The organism is Streptomyces hirsutus (assembly GCF_001418415.1).
Lineage (GTDB): Bacteria > Actinomycetota > Actinomycetes > Streptomycetales > Streptomycetaceae > Streptomyces > Streptomyces hirsutus.
Genome location: NZ_LIQT01000257.1, coordinates 1 through 12,215, shown reverse-complemented (window position 1 = coordinate 12,215; position 12,215 = coordinate 1). Strand labels below are relative to the sequence as shown.

Here is a 12,215-nt window from a genome sequence, read left to right as displayed (position 1 = left end):
AAACCCGTACCGGCCGGTGGTCGGGGGTGGCGCACGGTGGGGCGCCGTGGCGGGCGGTCAGGGGTCGCAGACGGTGAGAAGTGTCTCCACCTCCTCGGTCACGGCGCCGGCGAGCCGGTCGAGATCGGGAACGGCGGCGCCGTCGGCGACCAGTCCGTAGTGGACGTGCCCGCGGTAGGTGGAGACGGCGACCGCCAGGGAGTGTCCGGGTGCGAGCGGCGCGAAGGGGAAGACGGCGCCGAGCGGGTCGCCGCCGAGCCGCAGCCCGAAGCCGGGCAGCGGCACGCTGGTGACCAGGACGTCGAACCAGAGCCGGGCCGCCTGGCCGACCAGGGGTCCGCCGAGCCGGTGGCCGAGCGGCGGTACGTGGTCGGCGAGCAGGGCGACGGCGCCCGCGCCCCGGTTCGGGCCGGCGTCCTTGTTGCGGTCCATGGCGGTGCGCACCAGGGCGAGGCGGGCGAGCGGTTCCGCCTCGTCGACCGGAAGCCTTATCAGGTAACCGGAGAGCCGGTTGCCCTGAGGGTGCGCGGTGCGCGGGCGGCGCCGGGAGACGGGGACGAGGGCGCGCGGGACGACGCCCTCGCTGCCGTCGCCGCGCTCGTCGAGCCAGTGGCGCAGGGCGCCGGCGACGACCGCGATCAGCACGTCGTTGACGGTGCCACCGACGCTCTTGCGGATCCGGTGCACATCGTCGAGGTCGAGGACCACCCCCGCGGTGCGGCGGGTGCCGCTGGATTCGCAGGTGAGAGCCGGCGACGAGCGCACGTCGAGGGTGGAACGGGCGACGGAGGCACCGATGTCCAGGGCCCGGCCCGCGTCGGACAGGGCTCCGCGGACGAGTCCGGGCACCTCGCGCATGTCGGGGAGCAGTCCGCGCGCGGGTGCGGCGGGGCGCTGCCGGGGGGTGGGCAGGTCCATCGGGTCCATCAGGGCCGCGGCGAGGGTGAGGGCCCGCAGTCCGTCGGCGAGGGCGTGGTGGAACTTGAACAGGACGGCGAAGGAGACGCCGTCCTCCCCCGGCAGCACATGGGCCTCCCAGGGCGGCCGGGTGCGCTCCAGGGGACGTCCCATGAGCCGGCCCGCCGCCGCGTGGAAATCGGTGGCGGGGGTGTGCAGCCGGACGTGGTTCAGGGGATCGAAGCCGGGGTCGGTCTCCCGTTCGGCTCCGCCGAAGGCGAGCGGGCGGCGCAGGGCCGAGGTGAGCGGTCCGCGCAGCGCGGAGCCGAACGGCCGGCTGAGCGCGGAGCCCAGCGCGGCGGCGAGCGGACGGCGCAGGGAGGACAGGGAAGGACGCGCGGACAAGGGCTGCCACACGTCGCGGATACGCATGCGCAGTCCGGGAACGGCGGCGGCACGGGCGGCGAGCAGATCCGCGGCGTGGGCGCCCGCGGCGGGCGAACGGGCCGAGAAGACCCCGAGGGCGCCGAGATGCATGGGGTGATCGGCGGACTCGATGTTCCAGAACGCCAGGTCGAGAGGAGCGAGCAGGTCTGCGTTCACGGGCTTGCCTCGCGTGGGCGACGGGGTGGACCAGCAGTCAATCGTCTGCGACCGATTACGGTCAAGTACGATCCCGCCACATACAGTTAACAGCAGATTACGTCTCCACCCCTCCCGCGGTTCGGCGGGAGGGGCGGGACTCAGAGGGCGGACGGAGTCACCGCCGCACGACCTGGACCTCCCGACGCGACGTCAGAACTCCCTGTTGAAACGGCACATGGGGCGAAGTCCGGCGCGACCCCCGGGGTGGGGTCCGGGGTGACGAACACCACCCGGACGGGCGCGGGCCGCCGGAGGAACCTTTCACCGCGCGGCACCCTCGGCCGGACACCCCGCGGGCTGCGCCCGGGACGCGTCCCGGATCAGGGCGTCATGGGCGGCCTTCACCCGGGCGACGTCCGGCTTCAGTACGCGCCGGTCGTAGGTGAGCAGGCCGTTCAGCTCGCCCTCCACGTCCGAGATCTGCGTGTACACGGCGCCGTTGCTGCCCCGGCAGACCAGGGCCCGTACCTCGTCGAGCTTGGTGAGGTAGTCCTCGGTGTAGGTCTCCGGATCGACGTCGACGTACGACTGCTGGACCGCCCAGGCGTGACCGGGCACCGCGAGTCCGAGGCCGCCGTACTCGCCGGTGACCAGGGCGCGCCGTCCGTCCGGGCTCGGTGGGAGCGCGGGGCTGGGATAGCCGTGCTCGTCCATGATGTCGCCGGCGTTGCCGTCGGCACCGAGATTGAGCCCCGACTGGTTGTTGACCAGGCGCGACGGGTCCCAGGCCTTGGCCTGTTCGGCGATGCGGCCGACGTCGTACTGGCCCCAGCCCTCGTTGAAGGTGACCCACATGACGATGGACGGGCTGCTGACGTGCTCGTCGATCATCTGCTTCATCTCGCGCTCGTAGCGGGCGCGGGAGGAGGCGTCGGGGTTCACCCCGGCCCTCATGGAGGGCATGTCCTGCCAGACCATCAGACCCAGCCGGTCGGCCCAGTAGAACCAGCGGTCCGGCTCGACCTTGATGTGCTTGCGCACGGAGTTGAACCCGAGCTGCTTGTGCACGCGCAGGTCGTACGCGAGGGCCTCGTCGGTGGGCGCGGTGTGCAGACCGTCGGGCCAGAAGCCCTGGTCGAGGGTGGCCATCAGGAAGACCGGTTCGCCGTTGAGGACCGTGCGCGGCACACCGTCGATCTCCTCGACGGCGATCGAGCGCATCCCGAAGTAGCTGCCGACGCGGTCGGTGCCGACGGTCACCTCGAGCCGGTACAGGAAGGGGTCGTCGGGCGACCACAGCCGCGGGTTCGCGATCCGCAGGTCCAGCGGTTCCCCGGTGCGGCCGGTCGCGGTGGCGACCTTGCGCCGTCCGTCGTACGCGGTCGCCCTGACGGGCACGCCGTCCCGGACGCCCTTCGCCTCCACGGTGAGCCGTTCGCCGGGCACGTCGGGCACCAGCTTCAGGGAGTCGACGTGGTCACGGGCGACCGGCTCCATCCAGACCGTCTGCCAGATGCCCGAGCTGGGCGTGTACCAGATGCCGCTGGGGTCCAGGCGCTGCTTGCCGAGCGGCGGGTTCTCACCGTCGGCGGCGTCGGTGGGGTCGTACACGCCGACGATGAGCTCCTGGGCACGGCCGGGCTTCAGCGCGTCGGTGACGTCGGCGCCGAACTTGTCGTACCCGCCCTCGTGGGCGGCGACCTTCGTGCCGTTGACGTACACCTCGGACCGCCAGTCGACGGCGCCGAAGTTCAGCCGCAGCCGCTTGCCGGAGCCGATGCTCCAGTCCCGGGGGACGGTGAAGGTGCGGCGGTACCACATGCGGTCCTCGTGCCGCTGGATGCCGGAGAGCTGGGACTCCACCGGGTACGGGACCAGGATGCGTTCCTTGAGCGTCTTGCCCACGGGCGGCCGCTCCCCCTCCTCCGCGGCGGCGAACTGCCACTGCCCGTTGAGGTTGCGCCACTGGTCCCGAGTGAGCTGGGGGCGCGGGTACTCGGGGAGAGCGTTGTCCGGGCCCACCTCGTCGGTCCACCGGGTGGTCAGTTCGTGGGTGGAGCGGTTGGGTCCGCTGCTCATGAACGCGTCCACCCGGTCGCCGTCGGCGGTGACCAGGCCGCCCTGTCCGTCGTAGCGGACGTCGGCGGTGCCGCGGGCGGTGCCGGTCTTGTTGCCCACGACCGGTTCGCCGAGGGTGACGAGCAGGGCCTTGGGGTCGGCCGGGTCCCGCTCGGCTCCGGTCAGCGGCCACTGCGCGCCGCCGATGACCGCGTTGACGTGGTCGGTGAGTCCGGCCGGGGGTGCGGCGAGCGGGCGCGGGAAGTCGAGCTTCAGGGTGCGTCCGGAGCCGAGGACGGTGGCGGCGAGGGCGCCGTCGTAGTCGAAGCCGTCCGGCAGGCGGAACGCGGACTGCGGCACGGCCTTCTTGGTGCCGCCGGGCTCGGTCCAGCGCAGGTGGAGGTTGGAGCCGCCGTAGTGCTCGAAGTACTCGACCTTGACGTCGTGGGCCCGGCCGGCGGTCAGCTCGATCGGCTCGGCGGTCTGCTCGCGGTCCCAGTCGTCGACCCAGTGGTCGATGGCGAGCCTGCCGTCGATCCACAGCCGGAAGCCGTTGTCGCCGGTGATCGAGAAGGTGTGCGCGCCGGTCCTCTCCGGCACGATCTTCCCGGTCCAGCGGACGCTGACGTCGTCCGACCGGCCGGTGGTGAAGTTCAGCCGCGGCTCCAGGTTGTCGAAGTCGAGGTGCGGGTCGAAGGCGGTGGCCTTGAGCTCGTGGAAGTCGAAGGCGCCGGAGGCGGACTGCGTGTAGTACTCGCCCTTCAGTCCGTGGATGTCCACCGGGTCGTCCTCGGCTGCGGTCGCGGTCTGGCCGGTCGCGGTGAGCCCCGCGACTCCCAGTGCGGCGGCCAGGAACAGGGCCAAACGGTCTCTGAGGCGTCTGATGCGCACGGATCCTCCGTCTGTGAGGAAGGTGACGGCTCTCTGCTCAGTGCTCGTGCTCGGTGCTCGTGCTCGGTGCTCGGTCCCGCTGTCCGTGTACTCGGTCCCGCTGTTCTGCGCGCTGCTCCATGTTCTTTTCTGTGCGTTGTGTTTGCTTGTACAACGTTGTCACGAACAGCACTTGGCATAACAGCACGGATTCCGCCGCTCGTCCAGGGACATGACAAAGGCCCCGGTGGTCGCACCGACCGGGGCCCGTCCCTTCCGTCCCACCGCCTGCCCTGCGGGCAGGGCGGGTGCTACGGCACCAGTTGTCCCTTGCCGAGGGCGATCACTCCGTCCTTGGACACGGTGTACAGCTCCGCGTCCCGCTCCGGGTTGACGCCGATGGTCGCGCCGGGCGGTACCTCCACGTTCTTGTCCAGGACGGCACCGCGCACCACCGCGCCCCGCCCGATGTGGACGTTGTCGTGCAGCACCGAGCCCTGCACCACGGCCCCCGGGTCGACCACCACACCCGGTGACAGCACGGACCGGGTGACCTGGCCGCGGATCAGGCAGCCGGCGCTGATGATGGACTCGCTCGCCATGCCGCCGGCGTTGAACCGGGCCGGCGAGAGCTGGCCGGAGTGGGTGTAGACCGGCCACTGGCGGTTGTAGAGGTTGAAGGCGGGGCGCTCGGCGATCAGGTCCATGTGCGCCTCGTAGTAGGCGTCCAGGGTGCCGACGTCCCGCCAGTAGCCCTGGTCGCGGCTGGTCTCGCCGGGCACGTGGTTGGAGCTGAAGTCGTAGAGACAGGCCTCGCCCCGCTCGGTGAGCTGGGGCAGGATCGAGCCGCCCATGTCGTGCACCGAGTTCTCGTCCTCGGCGTCCCGGTGGAGGGCCTCGACGAGGGCCTTCGTGGTGAAGAGGTAGTTGCCCATGGAGGCGAACACGCGCTGGGGATCGCCGTCGAGGCCGGGAGGGTCGGTGGGCTTCTCCAGGAAGCGGTCCACGCTCCGGCCGTCCGACCCCGGAGTGATCACGCCGAAGGCGGAGGACTCCGAACGCGGCACCCTGATGCCCGCCACCGTGACACCGGCGCCGCTCTCGATGTGCTGGGCGAGCATCTGGCGCGGGTCCATGCGGTAGACGTGGTCGGCGCCGAACACGGCCACATAATCCGGCCGTTCGTCGTACACCAGGTTCAGCGACTGGAGGATGGCGTCCGCGCTGCCCAGGTACCAGTGCGGGCCGAGCCGCTGCTGGGCCGGGACGGGGGTGACGTAGTTGCCGAGCAGGCTGGACATGCGCCAGGTGGTGGTGATGTGCCGGTCCAGCGAGTGCGACTTGTACTGCGTCAGCACGCAGATCCGCTTGATGTCCCCGTTGACGAGGTTGGACAGGACGAAGTCGACCAGGCGGTACGTGCCGCCGAAGGTGACCGCCGGTTTGGCGCGGTCCGCCGTGAGGGGCATGAGGCGCTTGCCCTCGCCGCCCGCCAGCACGATTCCCAGGACCGAAGGACCACCACGACGCATGGCCGCTCCCCTCACGCCGAATTTTCCCATCCCTGCCCCTGGGCGGGGAGGGCTAAGCCTGTTTGCGGATCTCCTCGTAGAGCGCGACCGTGCGCCGGGCCACTGTGTCCCAGCCGAACACGCCGACCGCCCGCTCCCGCCCGGCCTCGCCCATCCGCCGGGCGGCTTCCGGGTCGCCGAGGACCGAGTCGAGAGCGTGCGCGAGGCCCTGCTCGAAGACATCGTCCACCGGGACGAGTACCCCGGTCACACCGTCCTCCACCACCTCGGGGACACCGCCGACCCGCGAGGCCACCACGGGGGTGCCGCAGGCCATCGCCTCCAGGTTGACGATGCCGAGCGGCTCGTACACCGACGGGCACACGAACGCGGCGGCGTGGGTGAGCAGCTGGATCACCTCCGGACGCGGCAGCATCTGCGGGACCCAGTGCACGCCCGCGCGCACCCGGCTCAGCTCCTCGTACAGCTCACGGAACTCCCGCTCGATCTCCGGGGTGTCGGGGGCGCCCGCGCAGAGCACGACCTGCGCGGCCGGGTCGATGCCGCGCACCGCCCGCAGCAGTTGGGGCACGCCCTTCTGCCGGGTGATGCGGCCGACGAACAGGACGTACGGCCGGGACGGGTCGAGGCCGATCCGGTCCAGCGCTTCGGTGCCGGGGTCGGGCCGGTACAGCCGGGTGTCGATGCCGTTGCGCACGACGTGCACCCTGGCCGGGTCGAGAGCCGGGTAGCAGCCGAGGATGTCCTCGCGCATGGCCGCGGAGACGGCGATCACCGCGTCGGCGGCCTCGACGGCGGTGTGCTCCGCCCAGCCCGACAGGGCGTAACCGCCGCCCAACTGCTCTGCCTTCCAGGGGCGCAGGGGCTCCAGGGAATGGGCGGTCATCACGTGCGGGATGCCGTACAGCTCCTTGGCGAGGTGGCCGGCGAGGTTGGCGTACCAGGTGTGGGAATGGACGATTTCGCGGCCCTCGAGCGCCGCGGCCATGGCGAGGTCCACGGAGAAGGTGCGCAGCGCGTCGTTGGCGCCGTCGAGGGCGGACCAGGGACGGTGGCGCCGCACGCCGTCGGTACGGCCCTCTCCCCAGCAGTGCACCTCCAGGTCCACCAGGGAACGCAGTTCCCTGGCCAGGAACTCGACATGGACGCCCGCGCCGCCGTACACGTCCGGGGGGTACTCCCGGGTCAGCAGTCCCACTCGCACCCACGGACCCCCTGTCTGAACGGGCAGTGTTCTCATGGTCACCCAGACGGAGCGCGCGGGGAAGAGCGCGAGGACCGGGACGACGGAACGGGGGCGCCGGGGAACGGCCCGGGGTGCCCGGAGGACCCGGAAGCACGAGGGGACACCGCGCCCCCTAGGGGAAGCCGTCAGGGTCCGGGGGCCCCGGGGTGCCCACCCAGGGGATGACGGGGGCGTCCTCGTACTCCATCGGCAGTAGGACTCATTGAGTGCTCAGGGACGACGACGGGAACACCGGAACACGGCATCGTGTTGTTCATGAAAGCCGACCGTTCGCCGCACCGGGGCCGGCGCCCCGGCCTCCCGCAGAGGAGCCGCCGATGAGCGCCCTCGCGTTGTCCGTGCTGCTGTCGTTCGTCTCCGCCGTGGCGTACGCGGGCGGAGCGATCGTGCAGGAGCAGGTCGCGGTGTCCTCCCCGGGCGAGCAGTACGCGCCGCTGCGCCGGCCGGTCTGGTGGGCGGCGGTCGCGCTGAACGGCCTCGGCGGTCTGCTGCACGTGGTGGCGCTCGCCTACGGCCCGCTGAGTCTGGTCCAGCCGCTGGGCGCGCTGACGATCGTGTTCGCGCTGCCGATGGCGGCGCTGTTCGTCGGCCGCAGGGCGGGAGCGACGGCGTGGCGCGGCGCCCTCATGGCGACCGTCGGACTCGCCGGTCTGCTGTCCCTGGTCGGCGCGTCCGACGCGCAGTCCCTCGGTACCGGCCAGCGGGTGGCGGCGGCGCTGGCCACGGCCGTCGCGGTCGCCGCCCTGACGGTCGCGGCCCGGACCGTGCAGCGGCACCCGGCGGTGCGCAGCATCCTGCTCGCCGTCGCCTCCGGTATCGCTTTCGGCATGTCGTCCGTCTTCACGAAGACCGTGGCGGTGGACTGGACCGACGGTGTCTCGGCGGGGGACGTGCCGTCCCTCACGGTGATCGGTGTGCTGGCCACAGCCGGCCTGCTGCTCTCCCAGGCCTCCTACCGGGGCGCCGGACTCGCGGCTCCGCTGGCCACACTGACGGTGGTGAACCCGGTGGTCGCGGCAGCGGTCGGCATCACGATGTTCGGCGAGACCTTCCGCTACGGCTCGACCGGCACGGCGCTCGCGCTGAGCTGCGGCGTGGTGGCGGCCGGCGGTCTGATCCTGCTGACGACGGAGCGGCTGGCGCGCGAGCAGCCGCAGCGGGCGGAGGGCGTCGGTGCGGGCTCCCCGGACTTCCCGGTGACACCGGTCGGCTCGGTGGTTTCCCCGGTCACCCCGGTCACCCCGGCCGTCCAGGTTTTCCCGCAGGCTCCGATTGCTCCGAAGGAGGAGGTCGCGCCGGCCGGAGCGGGGCCTGTCCGACGATCCGTGGAGGCAGTGGGGGTGGCGAGGGCCGGGAGCGCCCTGGAGTCTGCGGGGGCCGCGGGGTCCGGCGCCGATGCGCTGTCCGATTCGGTCGAGCGACTGCTGCGCTCCGAGTTCGCCCGGGAGGACGTACGCGTGCGGGTGCCGGTCCCGGCATCCGCGGCCGGGGCAGGCTCGGCCCCGGATGCCGGGACCGGGGCCGAGGGCGAGGCCGCGGAGCCGTCGCTGCCCGTGTTGGCGTACGCGCCCTTCTACGGCGGCCCGTACGTCCCGGTGCAGGTGCCGGACCGGCAGCGTATGCGCGTCACATCCTGACGCCGCCCGCCCTCAGGTAGGCGACCGGGTCGACATCCGATCCGAAACCGGGCCCCGTCCGCACCTCGAAGTGCAGATGCGGGCCCGAGCTGTTGCCCGTCGAGCCGGACCGGCCGATGCGCTGGCCCGCGGTGACCGACTGGCCGCTCTTCACCGAGATCGCCGACAGGTGGGCGTACTGGCTGTAGCGGCCGTCGGCGTGCCGGACCACCACCTGGTAGCCGAACGAGCCCTCCCAGCCGGCGCTGACGACGGCGCCCGGTGCGACCGCCTTCACGGACGTGCCGGTGGGCACGGGGAAGTCGACACCGGTGTGGTAGCCCTTCGACCAGGAGGAACCGGCCTTGTGGTACGGGGTGCCCAGGGGGGCGGCGACCGGGGCCACGCGCGTGCCGCTCTTCTGGATGGTGCGGTCCGCCCGTTCCTCGGTGCGCTGCGAGGGAGCTTTCTTTTCCGGCGCCTTCTTCTCGGGCGCCTTCTTCTCAGGCTTCTTGTTCTCGGGCGCCTTCTTCTCGGGCTTCTTGTTCTCGGGCTTCTTGTTCTTGTTGTCCTTGGAGGCCGTGTCCGCGGGCTTCGGGGCGGGGCGGACCTGGGTGGTCTTCCCACCGGGCAGGGTGAGCCGCTGGCCGGGCAGGATCAGGTCGGGGTCGGTGCCGACGGTCGCGCTGTTCGCGTCGTACAGACCGCGCCAGCCGCCCCGTACCCGCTCCTCCTCCGCGATGCCGGAGAGGGTGTCGCCGTGGAGCACGGTGTACATCTCGGCGCGGCCCGCGCGGGACTGGGGTGTCTTCTGCGGCTTGACGTCCTCGACGGTGGTGGCGCGGGTGCCACTCCTGCCACCGGCCTTCACGGCCGGCTTGGCGTCCTTCTTCGTTCCGGTCCGGGCCTCGCTCTTGGCCTCCGAGCGGCCGGCGGCCGGGCGGATGTCGGGAGTGTCGCCGCCCCGGGTCAGTCCGGCCCGCTGCGAGCACACCGGCCAGGCGCCGGGCCCCTGCCCGTCCAGGACCTTCTCGGCGATGGCGATCTGCTGGTCCTTGGTGGCCAGGTCCGCGCGCGGCGCGTACCGGGTGCCGCCGAAGGCCTCCCAGGTGGACTGGGTGAACTGAAGTCCGCCGTAGTAGCCGTTGCCCGTGTTGATGTCCCAGTTGTCACTGGACTCGCAGGCGGCGACCTTGTCCCAGGTGTCCACGTCCGCCGCCTCGGCGACGCCGGTGCCCAGGAGGGGAAGCGCCATTCCGGCACCACCCGCGGTGACGGTGAGTGAGGCGCGGTTGATCCTGTTCGGCTGATACCGGCGGTGCCGGCCGCGCACGGCCATGGAGTCCCCCTCGACAATGCGTCAGAAGTGGCCAAAGTAAGCGTTGCGAACCGGCCGTGACAAGACGGCTATCAGCCGTGCGGATGCGCCAACTGGCCGGTACTTTTCGCCCGTTGCGCCCCGCTTGGCGCCGTCGCGCGGCACGCTCTCCCCTGGGCGCGTCGCGCACGCGGGGCGCGTACGCGTGCGCCGGACGGCCCGGATGAGTACGGAGGGGGTCCCCGCCCGTATGTGGCTGCGGGGTGTCGCACGACCCGCGCGTGCGGACGCGGTTGCGGCACGTCAGGATGGTCGCGATGGTCGTCGGCAGGACCGGCGGGCAGCAACCGGCAGTACCGACAACCCCGGCAGTACCGATACCAAGGTCACTAGGAGCCAACCCAATGAGCAGTTCAGCGCAGATCGGCGTCACGGGTCTCGCGGTCATGGGCCGCAACCTCGCGCGCAACTTCGCCCGCAACGGCTACACGGTCGCGGTGCACAACCGGACGGCGGCGCGCACGCATGCGCTGGTGGAGGAGTTCGGGCACGAGGGCAGCTTCGTGGCGGCCGAGACGGCGAAGGAGTTCGTGGCGGCGCTCGAGCGTCCGCGGCGGCTGGTCATCATGGTGAAGGCCGGTGAGCCGACGGACGCGGTGATCGAGGAGTTCGCGCCGCTTCTGGAGCCCGGCGACATGATCATCGACGGTGGCAACGCCCACTTCGCCGACACCCGGCGCCGCGAGCGCGCGCTGCGGGAGCAGGGCCTCCACTTCGTCGGCACCGGCGTCTCCGGTGGCGAGGAGGGCGCGCTCAACGGACCGAGCATCATGCCGGGTGGCTCGAAGGAGTCGTACGAGTCGCTGGGCCCGATGCTGGAGAAGATCTCGGCGAAGGCGGCCGACGGCGCACCCTGCGTGACCCACGTCGGCCCCGACGGCGCCGGGCACTTCGTGAAGATGGTGCACAACGGCATCGAGTACGCCGACATGCAGCTGATCGGCGAGGCGTACCAGTTGCTGCGCGACGTCGCCGGGTACGAACCCGCGCAGATCGCGGACATCTTCCGCACCTGGAACACCGGCCGGCTGGACTCGTACCTGATCGAGATCACGGCCGAGGTGCTCTCGCACGTGGACGCGGCCACGGGCAAGCCGTTCGTCGACGTGGTGGTCGACCAGGCGGAGCAGAAGGGCACGGGGCGCTGGACCGTGCAGATCGCGCTCGACCTGGGTGTGCCGGTGTCGGGGATCGCGGAGGCGGTGTTCGCACGTTCGCTGTCGGGGCACGCGGCGCTGCGCGAGGCCTCGCGCGGTCTGGCGGGTCCGACGGCCGCGCCGCTCGGCGAGGCGGAGGCCGCGGCGTTCGCGGACCGGGTGGAGCAGGCGCTGTACGCGTCGAAGATCGTGTCGTACACGCAGGGCTTCCACGAGATCGCCGCAGGCAGTGACGAGTACGGCTGGGACATCGACCTCGGCGCGGTCTCCGCGATCTGGCGCGGCGGGTGCATCATCCGCGCGGCCTTCCTGGACCGTATCCGCGCCGCGTACGACGCCCGTGCCGACCTGCCGAGCCTGCTGTCGGACGAGACGTTCGCACGAGAGATCGCCGATGCGCAGGACGACTGGCGCGAGGTGCTGATCGCCGCGACCCGCGAGGGTGTGCCGACCCCCGGTTTCGCCGCGGCCCTCGCCTACTACGACGCCCTGCGCGCGGAGCGCCTGCCGGCCGCCCTCACCCAGGGGCAGCGGGACTACTTCGGTGCGCACACCTACCGGCGCACGGACCGCGACGGGTCGTTCCACACCCTGTGGGGGGACGACCGCAGCGAGGTCTCGGCGTAGACGCGTAGACGGAGAAAGCGTGATGGGTGCCCGCCGGTCCTGACCGGCGGACACCCGGCACGGCACAGCACGGGGCGGTGGACGACTTCACGGTCGTCCACCGCCCCGTGCCGTCGGCCCGAGTGCACTACTTCCCGGGCCGCCCGGCTCCGCCGCCGGGTCAGGTGAGCGGCGGGCCGGGTTCCGGGTTCGGGACCGGTTCGGGGCCCGGGGGAATCGGCGAGGGGGACGGCCCGGGCGGCCCCGGCG

Annotated in this window: 7 protein-coding genes and 1 pseudogene; 3 read left to right on the top strand and 5 right to left on the bottom strand. The window is 72.0% G+C overall.

What is annotated here, in order from left to right:
* Positions 1-57: 57 nt before the first annotated feature.
* From AOK11_RS19660 to glgA, 4 genes are all read right to left on the bottom strand, one after another.
* Positions 58-1,500, bottom strand: a complete 1,443-nt coding sequence (locus tag AOK11_RS19660) for a wax ester/triacylglycerol synthase family O-acyltransferase (protein WP_055595025.1) — start codon at positions 1,498-1,500, stop codon at positions 58-60.
* 303 nt (positions 1,501-1,803) lie between these two features.
* Positions 1,804-4,431 (bottom strand): glycoside hydrolase family 2, encoded by a 2,628-nt coding sequence (locus AOK11_RS19655; protein ID WP_055595024.1) that lies wholly within the window; start codon positions 4,429-4,431, stop codon positions 1,804-1,806.
* A gap of 290 nt (positions 4,432-4,721) precedes the next feature.
* Positions 4,722-5,942, bottom strand: coding sequence for a glucose-1-phosphate adenylyltransferase (gene glgC / locus AOK11_RS19650; RefSeq protein WP_055595023.1), 1,221 nt, complete (start codon positions 5,940-5,942; stop codon positions 4,722-4,724).
* 52 nt (positions 5,943-5,994) lie between these two features.
* Positions 5,995-7,146 carry a glycogen synthase gene (gene glgA / locus AOK11_RS19645; protein WP_055595022.1) on the bottom strand — a complete coding sequence of 384 codons (1,152 nt, stop codon included), beginning with the start codon at positions 7,144-7,146 and terminating at the stop codon, positions 5,995-5,997.
* A 359-nt stretch (positions 7,147-7,505) separates the two neighbouring features.
* On the opposite strand from glgA, the gene AOK11_RS19640 reads away from it, so the two are divergent.
* On the top strand, positions 7,506-8,825 hold the full coding sequence (locus AOK11_RS19640) for a DMT family transporter (protein ID WP_055595021.1): 1,320 nt from the start codon (positions 7,506-7,508) through the stop codon (positions 8,823-8,825).
* Here AOK11_RS19640 and AOK11_RS19635 read toward each other — a convergent pair.
* Complete coding sequence (locus AOK11_RS19635; RefSeq protein WP_055595020.1) at positions 8,815-10,143, bottom strand: transglycosylase family protein; 1,329 nt, start codon at positions 10,141-10,143, stop codon at positions 8,815-8,817. The genes AOK11_RS19640 and AOK11_RS19635 overlap by 11 nt on opposite strands.
* Before the next feature lie 383 nt (positions 10,144-10,526).
* Here AOK11_RS19635 and gndA point away from each other — a divergent pair, with 383 nt between their 5' ends.
* Both gndA and AOK11_RS44025 read left to right on the top strand, forming a co-directional pair.
* Complete coding sequence (gene gndA / locus AOK11_RS19630) at positions 10,527-11,966, top strand: NADP-dependent phosphogluconate dehydrogenase (protein ID WP_055595019.1); 1,440 nt, start codon at positions 10,527-10,529, stop codon at positions 11,964-11,966.
* A gap of 26 nt (positions 11,967-11,992) precedes the next feature.
* Positions 11,993-12,215 (top strand): annotated as a pseudogene (locus tag AOK11_RS44025) (hypothetical protein); the annotation flags it as partial.

Bases quoted from the DNA above. Each gene is read 5' to 3' on its own strand.
- gndA (WP_055595019.1), top strand. From the start codon at position 10,527: ATGAGCAGTTCAGCGCAGATCGGCGTCACGGGTCTCGCGGTCATGGGC.
- AOK11_RS19635 (WP_055595020.1), bottom strand. From the start codon at position 10,143: ATGGCCGTGCGCGGCCGGCACCGCCGGTATCAGCCGAACAGGATCAAC.
- AOK11_RS19640 (WP_055595021.1), top strand. From the start codon at position 7,506: ATGAGCGCCCTCGCGTTGTCCGTGCTGCTGTCGTTCGTCTCCGCCGTG.
- glgC (WP_055595023.1), bottom strand. From the start codon at position 5,942: ATGCGTCGTGGTGGTCCTTCGGTCCTGGGAATCGTGCTGGCGGGCGGC.